Annotated in this window: 14 protein-coding genes; 13 read left to right on the top strand and 1 reads right to left on the bottom strand. The window is 66.6% G+C overall.

Annotation, left to right across the window (positions count from 1 at the left end):
- Window positions 1–53: 53 nt before the first annotated feature.
- Window positions 54–1397, top strand: a complete 1344-nt coding sequence (locus G6N59_RS11630; RefSeq protein ID WP_138232407.1) for a hypothetical protein — start codon at window positions 54–56, stop codon at window positions 1395–1397.
- Between the two features lie 100 nt (window positions 1398–1497).
- On the opposite strand, the gene G6N59_RS11625 is transcribed toward G6N59_RS11630, so the two are convergent.
- The gene (locus G6N59_RS11625) at window positions 1498–2307 is read right to left on the bottom strand and encodes a class I SAM-dependent methyltransferase (RefSeq protein ID WP_138232406.1); all 810 of its coding nucleotides are present in this window, start codon (window positions 2305–2307) and stop codon (window positions 1498–1500) included.
- Window positions 2308–2561: 254 nt separating this feature from the next.
- On the opposite strand from G6N59_RS11625, the gene G6N59_RS11620 reads away from it, so the two are divergent.
- From G6N59_RS11620 to G6N59_RS11565, 12 genes are all read left to right on the top strand, one after another.
- Window positions 2562–3986, top strand: a complete 1425-nt coding sequence (locus G6N59_RS11620; protein WP_138232525.1) for a PPE family protein — start codon at window positions 2562–2564, stop codon at window positions 3984–3986.
- Between the two features lie 138 nt (window positions 3987–4124).
- Window positions 4125–4994: a (3R)-3-[(carboxymethyl)amino]fatty acid oxygenase/decarboxylase gene (scoE, locus tag G6N59_RS11615; protein ID WP_138232405.1), complete on the top strand. Its 870-nt coding sequence runs from the start codon at window positions 4125–4127 to the stop codon at window positions 4992–4994.
- A complete protein-coding gene (locus G6N59_RS11610; RefSeq protein ID WP_138232404.1) occupies window positions 4991–5545 on the top strand; it encodes an FcoT family thioesterase in 555 nt (184 codons plus the stop codon). The genes scoE and G6N59_RS11610 overlap by 4 nt, the downstream gene beginning before the upstream one ends.
- A 25-nt stretch (window positions 5546–5570) precedes the next feature.
- Entirely contained in the window at window positions 5571–7121 is a 1551-nt protein-coding gene (gene fadD10 / locus G6N59_RS11605) for a fatty acid--CoA ligase FadD10 (protein ID WP_138232403.1), read from the top strand.
- Window positions 7122–7125: 4 nt separating this feature from the next.
- Complete coding sequence (locus tag G6N59_RS11600; RefSeq protein WP_138232524.1) at window positions 7126–7350, top strand: acyl carrier protein; 225 nt, start codon at window positions 7126–7128, stop codon at window positions 7348–7350.
- Window positions 7347–11525 (top strand): AMP-binding protein, encoded by a 4179-nt coding sequence (locus G6N59_RS11595; protein WP_234884405.1) that lies wholly within the window; start codon window positions 7347–7349, stop codon window positions 11523–11525. The genes G6N59_RS11600 and G6N59_RS11595 overlap by 4 nt, the downstream gene beginning before the upstream one ends.
- 62 nt (window positions 11526–11587) lie before the next feature.
- Window positions 11588–11908, top strand: coding sequence for a heavy-metal-associated domain-containing protein (locus G6N59_RS11590; protein WP_234884404.1), 321 nt, complete (start codon window positions 11588–11590; stop codon window positions 11906–11908).
- 67 nt (window positions 11909–11975) lie between these two features.
- Window positions 11976–12941: a GlxA family transcriptional regulator gene (locus tag G6N59_RS11585; RefSeq protein WP_234884403.1), complete on the top strand. Its 966-nt coding sequence runs from the start codon at window positions 11976–11978 to the stop codon at window positions 12939–12941.
- Between the two features lie 39 nt (window positions 12942–12980).
- Window positions 12981–13694, top strand: a complete 714-nt coding sequence (locus tag G6N59_RS11580) for a DJ-1/PfpI family protein (protein WP_138232401.1) — start codon at window positions 12981–12983, stop codon at window positions 13692–13694.
- Between the two features lie 78 nt (window positions 13695–13772).
- Complete coding sequence (locus G6N59_RS11575) at window positions 13773–14579, top strand: alpha/beta fold hydrolase (RefSeq protein ID WP_138232400.1); 807 nt, start codon at window positions 13773–13775, stop codon at window positions 14577–14579.
- A 21-nt stretch (window positions 14580–14600) separates the two neighbouring features.
- On the top strand, window positions 14601–16247 hold the full coding sequence (gene menD / locus G6N59_RS11570) for a 2-succinyl-5-enolpyruvyl-6-hydroxy-3-cyclohexene-1-carboxylic-acid synthase (protein WP_138232399.1): 1647 nt from the start codon (window positions 14601–14603) through the stop codon (window positions 16245–16247).
- Window positions 16244–16747, top strand: a complete 504-nt coding sequence (locus G6N59_RS11565) for a DUF3592 domain-containing protein (protein WP_138232398.1) — start codon at window positions 16244–16246, stop codon at window positions 16745–16747. Before menD ends, G6N59_RS11565 begins: the two co-directional genes overlap by 4 nt.
- Window positions 16748–16752 lie beyond the last annotated feature (5 nt).

The following is a 16752-nucleotide window of genomic DNA, read 5'->3' as shown; positions in this document are numbered from 1 at the left end:
CGTCGAGGGGCCAGGCGGCAAGCGCCCCAATCGACTCGGAAAGGTATGGCCCGGTGAGTGCTCGTGTCGACAACACCCTCGCTTACATCGATCAGGCGTCTTTTCTGGCGCTGCGGGCGTTGGGCCGCGGCCCCGTGATCCAGTACGTCTGGATCTACGAGCGCGGTGTCGATCTCGAGGGGCTGCGTCACTTTCATCGTCACCTGCAGTACACCTTGCTCGGTCGGCTGATCGAGTGTTCGTCGCTGCCGTTCGGCAGACACCGCTGGGTCGCATGCCGCAAACCCGGCGATGTCGATATCGCTGCGTGCGAGCGCAGTAGGGACGAGGTCTGGGACTGGGTCGACGAACGGTCGTTCGTGCCGGTGGACCCGGAGCTGGGGCCGCCCTGGCATCTCGGCGTGCAACCGCTGACAGGTGGTGGCGCCGCGGTGTCACTGGCGGTGTCCCACACGATCGTTGACGCGGTGGCCGGAATCATGTCGATCGCTGATGCCGTCGATGGAGTCAGACGTGAGTTCGGCTTCCCGGACGGAGTCGTGCGGAGCCCTCGCCAGGGCCTGCGGCAGGACATCGCGCTGACTCTCCGTTCGGCCCGCGACATTCCGGCTGCGTTCTCCGCGGCGGCACGCATCGCTCGTGACCAGCGGGATGATCTGTCCAGCTCGGTCAGGGCGGGTGGCCCGGCACGGGTGCAGAGGTCTGGAGACCGAGCGGTGGTGGTCCCACGGATCTACGGCAGTATCAACGCATCTGAGTGGGATGACCGGGCCAAGTCCCTCGGTGCTACCCGCAATGTCCTGTTCGCCGGATTTGCCAGTCGCGTCGGATATCGGCTCGGGAGACTGGATGACGCCGGCCGGGTGTTGCTGTCCGTCCCGGTGAGCGACCGCATCGAAGGCGATACTCGGGCAAATCCGTTGAGTGGCATCACGGTGCTGGCCGACCCGGATCAGGTCTGCAGCGATCTCACCGATCTGCGGGCGGCCACAAAACAGGCGCTCACCGAGCTGGGAGAGATTCGGGAGACCATGTTGGCGCCATTGGCGTTGACCCCCTTCACCCCGAAATTGGTTGCCCGTCGCCTCGAGAATCTCGTCCTACGAGTGGGGAAACCCGTGGGATGCAGCAACATCGGCGATATCCCGGACGCGGTGAACCGGCCCGATGGCACCGATGCCGACTTCTTCGGGGTGCGTGGTGGTGAGGCCGGGGTCACCGCGAACACACTGACCAGGTTGGGCGGGCACTTGCTGATCTCGGCAGCGTCGATGCGCGGCAAGGTCTGGTTCAGTGTCGCCTCGTGGGAACCGGACCGGCCCAACACCAGGGCAGGATTGGTGGAAGTGGTGTCGGCGGCCGTAGCTGATTTCGGTCTCTCGGCATACCTCGAGTAGGTCGCGCGCCGAGTTCCCGGGAACGGGAACTCGGCGCGCGAACCGGCCGACCAATGCGATGTGAGTTGTGCGGTGCCCACGCCTGACTGTAAGCGATTGGCTATCCACCAAATTCGACGAGCGTTACCGGGGCGCGGAAGCGGGCGAGGCCGGGTAGCCGGGACAGCCGGTTGGCCCACGGCAGCAGCCGGCCGCGGCCAGGCGGGTAGCGCATCTCGCGTACTGCCCGGACTCCGGGAATCGACCGCAACTCGTCGTACTGATCGGCGGTGAACCAGAATGGCATGGGCGGCGACGTGTACTCCGTACTGAGCTTGAAGCCCCGCCGTTGCGAGTGCAAGCTCACGAAGCGGGGAATGCTGTCAAATGCCAACCGGCCGTTGGGAAACCGCTTTGCGCATGCGGCGATCAGGGTGAACACGGTGTCCTGATCCAGATACTGGAACAGGCCTTCGGCGGTGATCAGCACGCCGCCCTGCGCGTCCACCTCGTCCAGCCAGGACGTCTCGAGTGCGGACTGGGCGCAGTGCCGAAGTCGCTGCGAGGACGGCAGCAATCGTTCGCGCAGTTGCATGATGGGTTCGAGATCAACTGACAGCCAGGTCAACTCGCCGTTGTCGAGTCGCCAGAAGCTCGTCTGCAAACCCTCGGCCAACGCGACCACCGTGGCTCGCGGATGTGCTCGGAGATAGTCCCGGGTGATGTTGTCGAACACCAGCGCTCGCAATGCGGTCGCCTGGTGGATCCGGCCGAAGTTCTCGTAGTCGTAGTCGAGGGCATCCCTCAGGACGACGGCCATCGGGTCGTCGATGATGCCGTCGGCCCTCGCCGCCTCCGAGGCTCGCTGGTGCAAGGTGAGCAGAGCGGTCTCCGATACTCCGTCGAGATGGCGAGCGTCGATTGCTGGCATGGCATCACCGTACGACCAATGCTCGTCGTGATGTCAGCCGCCTCGGGCGGGCAGCCCACCCGCTGGCCGAATAACCCTTGTGTCGTGGTGATTTCGAAACGAAGTGCTGCCATCGGAACTTTTCGGCGCAGCGGCCGACTACAAGATCGAGGGTGCTTGTCAGTCGCCGTCTGTACCCGTGCCGTCGCGCCCTCGACGGCGAGTCGGCGCATCGCACCACGCGAGGAGAAGTAGCCGTGACTGCGCCCATCTGGATGGCGTTACCGCCAGAGGTCCACTCGGCGCTGCTGAGTGCCGGCCCGGGCCCTGGTTCGTTGCTTGCCGCCGCTGCTCAGTGGCAACAGCTCAGCGCGCAATACCAGCAGGCTGCTGTCGAACTGACGGCGATCCTCGGCAATGTCCAGGCAGGCGCCTGGGAGGGGCCAAGCGCCGCACAGTATCTGGCTGCGCACCTGCCCTACCTGGCCTGGCTTGAACAGTCGGCGGTGAGCAGCGCGCTCTCGGCCGCACAGCACGAAACCGTTGCCGCGGCCTACAGCACCGCTCTGGCGATCATGCCGTCGCCGGCCGAATTGGCTGCCAACCACGCTGTCAACGGGGTATTGGTGGCCACCAACTTCTTTGGCGTCAACACCATCCCCATCGCGCTCAACGAGGCGGACTACGTCCGGATGTGGGTGCAGGCGGCCGAGACGATGACCGGCTACCAGGCTGTTTCGCAGACCGCGCTGGCGGCGGTTCCGGTGGCCCAGCCGGCCCCGGATATCCTCAAGGCCGACGTCCAGCCCCAGGGCCTGCTGTTGAACCCGCCGACCTCGCCCGGCGAACTGCTCAGTGACATCGCGACGTTCATCCAGCAACTGGGCGGGGCGGGTCAGGTCGAGCAGCTGCTCGAGGACTTCCAGTACTTCTTCCAACAACTGGGGTTCAGCCCCGCCACGGCCGCGGTGCTCGCCTTCGTGGCGCTATGGCTGTACGACGTGCTCTGGTATCCGTACTACGCGTCCTATCTGCTGTTACTGGCGCCCTTCTTCGCGCCCGCACTGAGCGCACTGGGCGCGCTCGCGTTGCTGAACAAGATCCCTTTGGCCGCAACGACTCCGGTCCCCGATCCGGTTCAGCCGGTGTCCGCAACACACGCCACGCCGAAGACTGACTCGGCTGTCGCGACGGCACCGCCGATCGCAGCGGCCGGTGGCGTGCCCAGCTCCACTCCGGCACCTCAAGCCGCGTCGGCGGCTCCGCCGGCGGCGGGTACCGCGCCTGTCGTCAGTTACGCCGTTCTCGGCCCGGAACCACCTGCGGTGGGCGCCGGCCCGAAATTCGATGCGGAGACACCTGATTCCGCAGTGAATCCGGCGGCCGCCGCGGCCGCCGCCCCCGCGGTGGTCGGCGCCGGACGTCGAGCTCGGCGTGCCCGCGGCACCCGAAGCCGCGGGCACGGCTACCGGTTCGAATACCTGGACATGGATGGCGCGGCCGCTGAACCGGCTCCGCAGCACAGTGCAGGCATCTCGGCGGGCGGTCAGGGGGCCGGGCCCATCGGCTTCTCCGGCGCTCGGTCGGCAACTGGATTCGCGCCCGCGGGGTTGGTCGAGCGATCGCCGGCGGGCATGAACGCATCGGTCCCGCTGCTGCCGAACACCTGGAACTCCGGCGACGGGGTTACCGAAGAGTAGCGGTTCGATCGTCGGCGACCGGGAACTTTTTCGCGCTCCGGCCCGACTGGTGCTGTGGAGTGGGAAGTGTTTTTGCCAAGCGCTGCAACGCTTCTGCGGCTCCACCGAACGACGATGTCAATGAAGAGAGGCGAGTCGATGACTCTCAATGTCAAGGGCGTGGGGCTCGGGGCACAAGTGACCGGGATCGACCCGGACAACCTAGCCGGTATCTCCACCGACGAACTTCGCCGGATCGTCTACGACAACAAACTGGTCATCCTCAAGGACGTCAACCCGTCGCCCGAGCAGTTCATCGAACTCGGGAGAATTCTCGGTGAGATCGTCACCTACTACGAGCCGGTCTACCACCATAAGGATCACCCGGAGATCTTTGTGTCCTCCACAGAAGAGGGACAGGGCGTGCCCCGGACCGGTGCTTTCTGGCATATCGACTACATGTTCATGCCCGAACCGTTTGCCTTCTCCATGGTCATGCCGCTGGCGGTACCGGGCACTGATCGCGGGACGTACTTCATCGACCTCAACCAGGTCTGGGAGTCACTTCCGGCAGCTCGGCAGGACCCCGTGCGCGGCACGTTCAGCACCCATGATCCACGGCGGCACATCAAGATTCGGCCCGGCTACGTGTACAAGCCGATCGGCGAGGTATGGGACGAGATCAACCGCACCACGCCGCCGATCAAGTGGCCGACCGTGATCAGGCACCCGTACACCGACCAGGAGATCCTCTACATCTGCTCGACGGGAACCAGTCAGATCGAGGACGCCGACGGCAACCTGCTCGAGCCGGACGTGCTGCAGGAGCTGTTGACGGACTCCGGCCAGCTCGATCCCGAGTTCGCCTCGCCGTTCATCCATACCCAGCACTACGAGGTGGGCGACATCATCTTGTGGGACAACCGGGTTCTGATGCACCGCGCCAAGCACGGCACCGCTTCTGGCACCTTGACCACGTACCGCCTGACCATGTTGGACGGTCTGACCACCCCGGGACACGCCGCATGAGCACCATTGATCTGACGTCGGATGTCGTGGTGGATCCGGTGGCCGAGGAAATCTCTCCCATCGCCGAGGATCTCCTCGCCCGAGTCTTGGAGCCGTACTCCTACAAGGGATGTCGCTATCTGATCGACGCGCAGTATCGAGCGACCGACGACTCGATGGTGGCGGTCGGGAACTTCAGCATTCCCGAGCCGGTCTACATCCGCAGCACCGGGCATTTCAATGCGGTCGAACTGGTGCTCTGTTTCAACCAGCTCGCCTACAGCGCCTTCGCGCCCGCCGTCGAGCGTGGCGAGGTGGCGGGGATGCGTGGTTGGTCCCTCGAGCAGTACTTCGAACATCAGCTGCCCAGCATGTTGATCCGGGCGACGTCGTCGCGATACAAGCGGCCGATCAATGCGCAGAAATTCTCCGCGCGGTTGGTGTGCAAGGATCTCGAGATCGTTGAGCGGACCTGGCGGTACCTGAAAGTGCCTTGTGCCATCGAGTATTTCGACGAAGACGGCGGATCGGCGTTCGGCGAGTTCGAACTCGCGGTGCTCAACATTCCGTGACGCACCGACAGGGGAGCAACCAGTAATGTCTGACCAGCCAGCCACCGTGCTCGCGCGCATCGTCGCACAGGCCGGCGAGCGACCCGAGGCAATTGCGTTGCGGCGCTGCGACGGAACCAGCGCGGTCCGATACCGGCAGCTGATCACCGAGGTGGGCCGCCTTGCCGCCGACCTCGGCGCACATGGGGTGGCTCGGGGCACCCGGGTGTTGGTGGTTTCGGACAATGGTCCCGAGACCTATATCTCGGTGTTGGCCTGCGCCGAACTGGGGGCGATCGCGGTGATGGTCGACCGAAACATGCCGGCGGCCACCGTCGATCGATTCGGTCAGGTCACCGAACCTGGCGCGGTGCTGCTGCCGCCGGGTATCGAATCATCGGCGCTGCCCGAGTCGTTGCAGCAGGTTCCGATGCTCGCGGTGGAAATCAGGTCCGAGACAACGGACTCGGCCGACGCCGGATCGTCAGAACTCCGGTCCGAGCTCGGCGCCGAGGACCCACTGGCGATGATCTTCACCAGCGGCACCACGGGCGAGCCGAAAGCCGTGCTCTTGGCCAACCGCACCTTCTTCGCCGTGGCGGACATTCTGGCGCGCGAGAACTTGAACTGGATCAGTTGGGTGGCAGGCGAATCGACATACTCGCCACTGCCGGCCACCCACATCGGCGGACTCTGGTGGATTCTGAACTGCTTGATGCAGGGCAGCGAATGTGTCACCGGGGGAGAGAACTCGACGTCGCTGATCGAGATACTGACGGCGAACCGGATCGCCTCGACCTGCCTGGTGCCCACGCTGTTGACGCGACTGGTCACCGAGGTGAAGGCCGGCGCGGTGTTACCGCCGCTGCGGATGGTCGGCTACGGCGGATCACGCGCCATCGCCGCCGACGTGCAATTCCTGGAGGCGGCAGGAATTCATACCGCGCAGGTCTTCGGACTGAGCGAAACCGGCTGTACGGCAATGTGTCTGCCGACTGCGGAGGGATCGATCGCCAGGATCGAGGCGGGCGCGGTCGGCCGGCCCTATCCGGGGGTCGAGGCTCACCTGTCCGACGGTGACGGCCGCACGCCGCCGACAGCCGGGGTGGAGTCCGCCGCCGCCGGCACGTTGTGGATCAAATCACCGGCAAACATGGTGGGGTACTGGAAAAACCCAGAACGGACCGCAGAGGTTCTGGTCGACGGGTGGGTGAACACCGGCGATCTGTTCGAACGCGGCGACGACGGCTTCTTCTACATCAAGGGCCGGTCGTCGGAGATGATCATTTCCGGCGGTGTCAATGTCGCCCCCGATGAGGTCGACAGGATCGCCGAGAGTGTTCCGGGTGTGGGTGCCGCAGCCTGTTACGAGATACCCGACGACGAATTCGGTGCGCTCATCGGGCTGGCGGTGGTACCGGTGGTAGAGCTCGACGAGACCGGAATGAGAAAGCTCAAGCGGGCGATCGCGGCGCGCTACCGGTCCGAGTCGGAATCGATGGCGCGGCCGTCGTCGATCGTCATCGTCTCCGAGATTCCGAGGACGCAGTCCGGCAAGGTCATTCGCGCCTCCCTGACTGCCGCGGTTCATGGCTGAGGGAATCCGCGCGCGCGTGCTGGCGGCGGTTTCGGACGTGCTCTACATCGACGAATCCGATTTGTTCGACGGCGACGCCACCGATATGCGTGAACTCGGCCTCGATTCTGTTCGGTTCGTGTTGTTGATGAAACAGCTGGGGGTCGACCGGGAATCGGACCTGCCGGCGCGGCTGGCGGATGATCTGTCGATCGCCGGTTGGGTGCGGGTGCTGGAAGGTCCTTTGTGACAACGACTGACAATGGTCGTGTCGATCGACTCATGCTGAGCACCTCGCAGCAGAACATCTACCACGGCGTCCTGCAGGATCCCGATCCGGCGTTGTACCTGACCGGCAAGACCTACCGTTTCCGCCCGGTGGTGCTGTCGGCATTTCTGCCTGCGCTGAGGGCAACGATACTGGGCAACCCCATCCAGTTGTGCGTTCTCACGCCGGCCGATGCTGGGGACGCCTACCCCATGCTGGCACCCCGGCTGCAGTGCGACGACGTCATTCGCATCCAGGAGTCCGGCGGCGAAGAACCGCAACGTCTCGAGGACACCTGGTCGGCAGGAATTCTGTCCACCCCATTGGTGCGCTACACCGTGCACACGGACGCCGACATGCGAGTGGTGGCCATGGAGGTACACACGCACCACCTCCTGCTGGACGGTGGGGCGACGGTGGTCATCGAGGCCGAGCTGGCGCGACACCTGGGAGATTCCGGTCAGAAGGCGGCTGCCGCAGTCGATGTGGATGCGCTGGCTCAGGCCCACCGCTACGAGCGGTCGAAGGTCGAACAGTCAACCGAGCGATTCGGCGCGGCAGTGCAGGCCGAACTCGCCGAGGAGGCGCAGCGCGGCGCTACCGCCGGCAGCGCCGATGATGCGATACCGGGCACGGCGGGCCGGGGCGTGCTGCAGGAATCACTGCGGGTGGCCGGCCAGGCCTACGACACCATCATCGCTCTCGCCGAGGCCCGGCAGGTGCCACTCAACGTCCTGGTGTCCGCCGCCGCGGTGGCGGTGCACGCCAGTCTGCGACAGAACACCCAGACCCTGCTCGTGTACCCGGTCGACAACCGGTTCGGCGAACCGGATCTGAATGTCGCGACATGCCTGGTCAACTCGGTCGTTCAACCGGTGCGGTTCTCGGCGTTCGCCTCGGTGGCCGACGTGGTTGCGGCGCTGGACCGCGGCTACGTCAAAGCGGTGCGGCGCCGCTGGTTTCGTGAAGAGCGTTATCGCCGAATGTATCTGGCGATCAATCGGAGCACCCACGTCGAGGCGCTGACGGTGAACTTCATGCGCGGCCGTTGCGCGGTCGAGCTGGGTCCGTATCTGTCCGAACCACCGGTGGTGACCGATATCGGCCCGGTCGAGGGAATGACCGTGGCCTGCGTCCACGACGAAGATCAACACACGCTCGACTTCGCGATCTGGAATCGAATCGACGCGGCCGGGCCCACTGCCAAGTCCGGAACTGCCGAGCGCATTGTCGCCGCGCTCACGTCGATGGCCTCGCACTGGGATGATCCGATCGCGCTGACCGTCGACGACTGGTTCGGGCTGGCGGCCGACGGGAGTCTGCAGGCCGCGGGCGAGGTGCCTCGGACCGAACCCCTTGCGGCACAGGCTTGGTTCTTGGATGCGGCTGTGGACCGGTGGCAGTGCCGGAGCCCCGGCGTCGACCGCTGGGTGGCCGAGATCGTCCGGGTTGGCGCAGCGCCGGGTGCTGTACTGGTGTTCGCCGACGACGAATCCCAGTGTGCCATCGAGTTGTTGGTCGCGTGTCATCTGGCGGGCTGCGGCTACAGCGTCTGTGCGACGGCGGACGAGGTGAGTACGCGGGCCGACACCATCGGCGCACCGGGTGATACGGCTGCGTGCGTCATCGACGTCGCCGCGACGTTGCCCGAGCTGGACGAGCGGCTACGAGGGCTCGTCGAAGAGCGGATCGCGCACGTCACCCGTGACAACCAACTGGCAACCAGGCCGGCGTATGTCATGCCGACGTCCGGTTCGACGGGCGAACCCAAACTGGTGCTGGTGACCCACGGTTCGTTGGCGGTCTTCTGCGCTGCGGCCCGCGCGGCGTATGGCTGGGGGCCCGCAGACACCGTTCTGCAGTGCGCCCCGCTGACCTCGGACATCAGTGTGGAAGAGGTATTCGTTTCGGTCAGCAGCGGGGCCAGGGTGGTGCGGTCCCCCGCGATGCGGACCGGAGACCTGTCAGCTCTGACGCGCGATGTGGCGGCCAATATCGCAACCGTTCTCGACCTGCCCACCGCGATCTGGCACCTGCTGTGTGACGACAGCGCCGCAGTGGCCGCGCTGGGTGGATCAGCGCTGCGCCAGGTGATCGTCGGTGGGGAACCGATTCGCGCCACCGCCGTCGCCAAGTGGTTGGATTCTCCTGCGACCCAGGGGATATCGCTCGTCTCGACGTATGGTCCGACGGAGACCACCGTGGTCGTCACGCACCTGCCGATCACTGCCGGCGAGCGGAGCCTGGAGTCGCAGACCACGTCCAGGCTGGGCCACCCACTGGTGCCGGGCTCGGTGTTCGTCGGGTTCGGTGAAGTGGTCGTCGCCGGCGAGTTGGTGTCGGCGGGGTATCTCGGCATGGACAACCCCAGTTTCGGGACGGTGTACGACGTTGGGGGCCAACGGCAGCGGGCATTCGCCACCGCCGACCGCGTCACCCGCGATGTCGCCGGCTTCCCGGTGTTCGCCGGACGGCGCGACGCGGTGGTCAAGATCGCGGGCCAGAGGGTGGACACCGCTGACTTGATGCGCCGGATTGCGTCGGACCCCGAGGTGATCGATCTCGCCGTCGAGCCCGCCGGCGCCGGTCTGGGCATCTGGTTCCAGACCGCGCTGACCCGCACCGCCACCGACGACCCCGTCGTGCGCGCACGAATCCGCGACATCGCGAGAGCTCTGGGGGTGCCGTCGTTCGCGGTGGACGGTTTACCGACGATTCCGCGCATGCCGAGTGGCAAGGTTGATCGTGCGAAATTGGTTGTGAATAAGCAGCTGTCGGCGCATCGGCCGGGTTCGGGTGATTCCGGCGTCCGGGCCGCGAGCCTCGCCGACATCTGGGGTCGACTGCTGGGCCGGTCCATCGGGCCGGGGTCGTCGCTGCTCGACGAGGGCATCGGTTCGCTCGAACTCATTCGGATCCTGCCGGCGACCCGGGAATTCCTGAATTGGCAGCTTTCGGTCCTCGACCTGATCAGCGCCGACACCGCTGCCAACGTGGTCGAATACCGGCCGGCCGGCGATACCTGGATGGATGGGACCACCGCTGCCGAGATCGCCGACGATTTCGCGGCACTGACGCGGCCGGATCACGGCGCCGCGCCGGGCGTCCGTCGACTTCCGATCGGTAGTGGTGCCCAGCCGATCGTGATCCTCGGTTCGTCGGGCATTGTGGCTACGGGGATGGCGCGGGCCATCGTCGACCTGACACGACAGGGTCGCTGGCGTCCTGACGTGGTCTTCGCGACGAGATCGCCGGTGCCTCAACATGGTCCATGGACCGACCTGAGCTCACTCGCGGGCGTCAAGGTCGTTCGCCTGCCTGGCGGGTTCGACGCCGCCGACCTCGGCGCCCTGCTGCAGGACGTCGGTGCCGGCACGGTGGTGAACTGCATCGGCAACACCAACGTGCTGGTGCCGTATCGCGAACTTCGCACTGCGAATGTCGATGCGGTGTCGCAGATCACCAAGGCGTGTGTGCGACATGGCGCCCGCTTGGTCCACCTGTCGACCTTCGTGGTGAACGCCGACGCGACAGCGGGCCGGGTGACCGACCCACGCTTCGCGCCGTACCCCTATGCCGCGTCGAAATCGTTGGCGGAGTTGGCTGTTGGGCATACCCCGGATGAATTGGATTTCACGGTGGTGCGGCTGCCGCGAGTGCTCGGCGACGTTCGTCAACTCGAGCGATCCTCCGACATCCTGGTGTCGATTCTCGACGCCTGCACGGCCCTGGGGCGGTGTCCGATCGTGCCGTTGGTCGAAGAGGTCACCACCAGCGTGGCCGCCGCACACGGCATCCTCGGACTGCTTCCCGCACTGTCCCCGGCGGTGGAGTTGGGCCGCGGCATGACGGTGCTGCGCGGTGAAAAGGTGCACTACACCGAGTTTCTCGGCAGCTTCGGTTTCGACGCGATCGACACCGTCGAATGGAAGGACCGGTTGGACCGGAGCGCGTGGGCGCAGCAGAATCCGTCGCGATGGGCGGTGATCGACGCGTGGATCGGATTGGGCACGCGGCTGCGGGGCCGCACCTACGCCGAATATCTGGCGGAGTATCCGACCGTCGACATCGACTTCGAGTCTCTCACCGAGACGGTGAGCATGCCGGAGCCGCTTCGTGCCGTCCTGGCGCCCGACGGAGTGGCGGTTGGGAACTGAACGGGACCTGCCGACGACTGGATACCAGGGGCGTAGTCCGCTCCGGATTGTGAGGAACGACGTTGACTGATCTGGCTCAGCCCCGCAGCGAGGTGCCGGGTGCTCACCCGATCTATCTCGACATCACCGGTATGACGTGTGGAATGTGTTCCGGCCGCGTACAGCGGGCGCTCAACAAGGTCGACGGGGTGCGCGCAAAAGTCAGTATTGCCACCAAGACGGCCACGATAGAGACCGCAGGCGATATCAGCGTCGACGAGCTGTGCGCCGTCGTGCGGGAGGCCGGTTACGGCGCAGAACCCCGTGCCGGCGCACCTGTCGAAGAGGCCCCGGCGGCACGCGGATGGTGGCAGCAGCTCTTCGGCCGCATCGCATCGCGCTGACGACGCTGTCCTGATTTGTGGGCACCATGGCGTAGACGCCATGGTGCCGGCGTCGCACCATGGAGGTGTGACGCGATCTGTCGTGATTCTGGGTTTCGCCGGGGTCCAGGCCATGGACATCGTCGGACCCCACGACGTGTTCACCGGCGCTGCGCTGCAGCTGGCCGCGCAACAGCAGCATGGCGGCTACGAGGTCAGCCTGGTGTCGGTGGGTTCCGGGCCCATCAGCACGCTGACCGGCCTGGAATTCGTCGCGGCGGCGGCACCCGACCCGAGCGGCCCGATCGATACGGTGATCATCCCGGGCGGTTTCGGTATCGAAGCCGCCCGCAAGGACCCCGCGGTCATCAATTGGATTCGTGCAGTGGCGCCGAATGTCCGCCGGATGGTCAGTGTGTGTTCCGGCGCTTTCCTGCTCGCCGAGGCCGGCCTGCTCGACGGCTGCCGCGCCACCACCCATTGGGCCTCGGCGGAACACCTGGCACGCGAATTCCCCCGCGTCATGGTCGATCCCGACCCGATTTTCCTGCGTAGTTCCGATCGGGTGTGGACCGCCGCCGGGATCACCGCCGGCATCGATCTGGCCCTGAACCTGGTCGAAGACGACTACGGCACCGAAGTGGCTCAGACGGTGGCCCGTTGGTTTGTGCTGCACCTGCGCCGGACCGGTGGTCAGACCCAATTCGCCCCGCCCGTGTGGATGCCGCGGGCAAAGCGAGAGCCGATCCGCGAGGTACAAGAGGCCATCGAAGCCGAACCGGGTGCCGCACATCGCATTCCGGACCTGGCGCGGCGTGCGGCGATGAGTCCGCGGCATTTCACCAGGGTGTTCACCGAGCAGGTCGGAGAGCCGCCGGGAGTCTACGTCGAACGGATCCGTACCGACGCCGCCCGGCGCCAGCTGACCGAAACAGACGACACGGTGGGTGTGATCGCGGCCCGATGCGGTTTCGGAAGCGCAGAGACGCTGCGTCGCAATTTCTCCCGCCGCGTCGGCGTCTCACCAGATCTATACCGAAAGTCCTTCGCCTAACCCGTCCCTCGTCACAAACCCGTCCAAAAAGGAGAACATATGCAGATCGCGATCGTCGTCTATCCCGGTTTCACCGCGCTCGACTTCGTTGGGCCGTATGAATCGCTGCGGTATCTGCCCGATGCCGAGATCCGCTTCGTCTGGCACGAGGTCGGTCCGGTGGTCGCAGACTCCGGGGTCCTGCTCGTCGGGATCACCCATACCTTCGACGAAACCCCGGCCCCCGACATCGTTCTCGTCCCGGGCGGGTTCAGCACCTTGGAGCACGCGCGTGACGAGAAGGTGCTCGACTGGCTCCGGCGGGCCCACCGGACCACCACCTGGACGGCGTCCGTCTGCTCGGGGTCCGTCATCCTGGCTTCGGCGGGTCTGCTCACCGGCAAACGTGCGACGTCACACTGGGCGGCCGTGCAACTGCTGCGCACCTTCGGCGTCGAACCCGTCACCGACGAGCGGATCGTGCCCGCCGGGGACCACATCGTCACCTGTGCGGGCGTCTCCGCGGGCATCGACCTGGGCCTGTGGCTTGCGGCGCAGATCGCCGGCGAAGACAAGGCCAAAGCCATCCAGCTGTCCATGGAATACGACCCGCAACCGCCGTTCGACTCCGGGCACATGTCCAAGGCCTCGGCCGCCACCAAGGCCGGCGCGACCGCGCTGATGTCCCGCGAGCTGCTCAAACCCGCACAGCTCAAGGCCACCACGGCGCTGTTGTGGGACCAGGCCCTCAAGCGCGTCCGTTCCCGCCGCTGACCTCGGGATTTGTGCACGATTTTCCGCGCCGGCCGCGGAGAATCGTGCACAAATCCCGGGTCCAGTAACCTCGGCCGGGTGAATCTGGCATTCGACGACCGCGGCGGTACCGGCGAGCCGGTGCTGTTCATCGCAGGACGGGGCGGCGCGGGCCGCACCTGGCACCTCCATCAGGTGCCGGCGTTCCAGCGGGCCGGCTTCCGCTGCATCACCTTCGACAACCGTGGCATCGGCGCCACCGAGAACGCCATCGGCTTCTCCACCGACCAGGTGGTCGCGGACACCGCCGCGTTGATCAACAAGGTCGTCGGCGGCCCGGTGCGCGTCGTCGGGGTGTCGATGGGGTCGTTCATCGCCCAGGAGCTCATGGTCGCCCGCCCCGAGCTGGTGTCCTCGGCGGTGCTGATGGCCACGCGTGGCCGCGAGGACCGCGCCCGCACCTTCTTCCGGGAGGCAGAGCGGGCGCTGCTGGCCGCGGGCATCGAGCTGCCGCCCGAGGTGGACGCGAAAAACCGTCTGCTGGAGAACTTTTCACCGAAGACCCTGAACGACGACCGCGCCGTGCAGGACTGGATCGAGATGTTCACCATGTGGCCGACCAAGGCCACACCGGGCCTGCGCGCCCAGCTGGCCGTTGCGCCGGAAACCAACCGGCTGCCGGCCTACCGGCAGATCGCGGTGCCGGTGCAGGTGATCGGTTTCGCCGATGACGTCGTGCTGCCGCCGCACCTGTCCAAGGAGGTGGCCGACGCCATCCCGCTGGGCCGCTACCTGGAGATCCCCGACGCCGGCCACCTCGGCTTCATCGAGCGTCCCGATGTGGTGAACGCCGCCGTGCTGGAATTCTTCGCCGCCAACCCGACGTCGGCGGGGCCGACCGGTTAGGCCCTGTGACACGCTGTAGCAATGAACCCGTCGACGATTCAGGCGCGGGTCGTCGTCGACGAACTGATTCGCGGCGGCGTCCGCGATGTGGTGCTGTGCCCCGGCTCACGTAACGCCCCACTGGCGTTCGCCCTGGCCGACGCCGACCGGGCCGGCCGGCTGCGGCTGCACGTGCGCATCGACGAGCGCACCGCGGGCTACCTGGCCGTCGGCCTGGCGGTGTCGGCGGGCTCGCCGGTCTGCATCGCGATGACGTCGGGCACCGCGGTGGCCAACCTCGGGCCGGCGGTCATCGAAGCCAACTACGCCCGGGTGCCGCTGATCGTGCTGAGTGCCAACCGGCCCTACGAACTACTCGGCACCGGCGCCAACCAGACCATGGAGCAGCTGGGCTATTTCGGCAATCAGGTGCGGGCGACCATCAGCCTGGGTCTGGCCGAGGCGACGGCCGACGTGGCCGCGTCCAATGCTCAGTGGCGGTCGGCGACGTGTCGAGTTCTGGTGGCGGCCAAGGGTTCTCGCACTGCCAACGCCGGACCTGTGCAGTTCGACATCCCGCTGCGGGAGCCGTTGGTACCTGACGCCGAAGACGGAGCAGACGACGCCGCGTACGCACCCGAAGGCCGTCCCGACGGCCGGCCGTGGACCTACACGCCGCCCGTCACGTTCGACCAGCCGCTCGAGATCGACCTGACGGCCGACACCGTCGTCATCGCTGGCCACGGCGCGGGCCGTCATGAGAACCTGGCGCACCTGCCGACCGTCGCCGAACCGACCGCGCCGCCGGCCGACAACCCGCTGCACCCGCTGGCGCTGTCGCTGGTCAGGCCGCACCAGGTGATCATGCTGGGCCGGCCCACCCTGCACCGTCCGGTGTCGGCGCTGCTCGCTGACCCGTCGGTGCCCGTCTACGCCCTGACCACCGGGCCGCGCTGGCCCGATGTGTCCGGCAATTCGCAGGCCACCGGCACCCGGGCCATCACCTCCGGCACGCCGGACCCGGACTGGCTGCGCCGCTGCGCCGACGCCAACGCCCGCGCGGAGCATGCGGTCCGCGAACAGCTCGCCGCCTACGAGCTGACCACCGGCCTGCACGTTGCGGCCGCGGTCGCCGACGGCCTGCAGGACGGCGACCAGCTGGTGCTCGGCGCCTCCAATCCAGTGCGCGACGCCGCGCTGGTGGGATTGAACGCGCACGGCATCTCGGTGCGGTCCAACCGCGGTGTCGCCGGTATCGACGGCACCGTCTCCACCGCGATCGGCGCCGCCCTGGCCCACACCTCCGGCCGGACCGTCGCGCTCATCGGTGACCTGACCTTCGTCCACGACAGCTCAGGTCTGCTGATCGGCCCCACCGAGCCGATGCCGAAGGCGCTGACCATCGTGGTCTCCAACGACAACGGCGGCGGCATCTTCGAGTTGCTGGAGCAGGGCGATCCCCGGTTCTCCGACGTGTCGCAGCGCATCTTCGGCACGCCGCACGACGTCGACATCGCCGCCTTGTGCCGGGCGTACCACGTCGAATGCCGTCAGGTTGAGGCCGACGGGCTGGCCGCCGCGCTGCGCGAACCGTTCGAAGGCATGCGCGTGCTGGAGGTCAAGGCCGATCGCTCCACGCTGCGGTCGCTCCACGCTTCGATACGGGCGGCGATCAAGGCCGCCGAATGATCTGGGCGGGCCTGACCGGCAGGGTCAGTGCCTTGTGGGACAAGGCGATTCCGTTTCTCGTCGGCAACTGCGAGGAGACGCGGTCGCAGTGCATTCTCCGTCGGGTCCGGATCGGCATCGTGATCATGGCGTGCCTGGTGACCCTGCAATCGGTGCTGCTGATGCTCGGTGCGTGGCGCAACGACCAGCAGATCGAGCACAACATGGGCACCGCGGCCGCCGAAGTGCTGTCCGCGGGTCCGCGGCGCTCCACCATCGAGTTCGTGACGCCGGACCGCGTGACCTACCGGCCCGAGCTCGGCGTGCTGTACCCGTCTGAGCTGGAGACCGGGATGCGCATCTATGTCGAATACGACCGCAGCAACCCGGACCTGGTGCGGGTACAGAACCGCAACGCGTCGCTCGCGGTCATCCCGGCCGGGTCGATCGCCGTGGTGGGCTGGTTGGTTGCCGGCGTGCTCCTCGGCGTCGTGACCCTCGTGCAGCGCCGACTGGATTAGCCCGG

It is taken from the genome of Mycolicibacterium aubagnense, assembly GCF_010730955.1.
Taxonomy (GTDB): Bacteria; Actinomycetota; Actinomycetes; order Mycobacteriales; family Mycobacteriaceae; genus Mycobacterium; species Mycobacterium aubagnense.
The sequence above is the reverse complement of the archived record's forward strand: the minus strand, read 5'-3'. Positions and strand labels throughout refer to the sequence as shown.

Coding starts and splice junctions, on each gene's coding strand:
- G6N59_RS11625 (WP_138232406.1), bottom strand. CDS start 2,307: ATGCCAGCAATCGACGCTCGCCATCTCGACGGAGTATCGGAGACCGCT.
- G6N59_RS11620 (WP_138232525.1), top strand. CDS start 2,562: ATGGCGTTACCGCCAGAGGTCCACTCGGCGCTGCTGAGTGCCGGCCCG.
- scoE (WP_138232405.1), top strand. CDS start 4,125: ATGACTCTCAATGTCAAGGGCGTGGGGCTCGGGGCACAAGTGACCGGG.
- G6N59_RS11610 (WP_138232404.1), top strand. CDS start 4,991: ATGAGCACCATTGATCTGACGTCGGATGTCGTGGTGGATCCGGTGGCC.
- fadD10 (WP_138232403.1), top strand. CDS start 5,571: ATGTCTGACCAGCCAGCCACCGTGCTCGCGCGCATCGTCGCACAGGCC.
- G6N59_RS11580 (WP_138232401.1), top strand. CDS start 12,981: ATGCAGATCGCGATCGTCGTCTATCCCGGTTTCACCGCGCTCGACTTC.
- menD (WP_138232399.1), top strand. CDS start 14,601: ATGAACCCGTCGACGATTCAGGCGCGGGTCGTCGTCGACGAACTGATT.
- G6N59_RS11565 (WP_138232398.1), top strand. CDS start 16,244: ATGATCTGGGCGGGCCTGACCGGCAGGGTCAGTGCCTTGTGGGACAAG.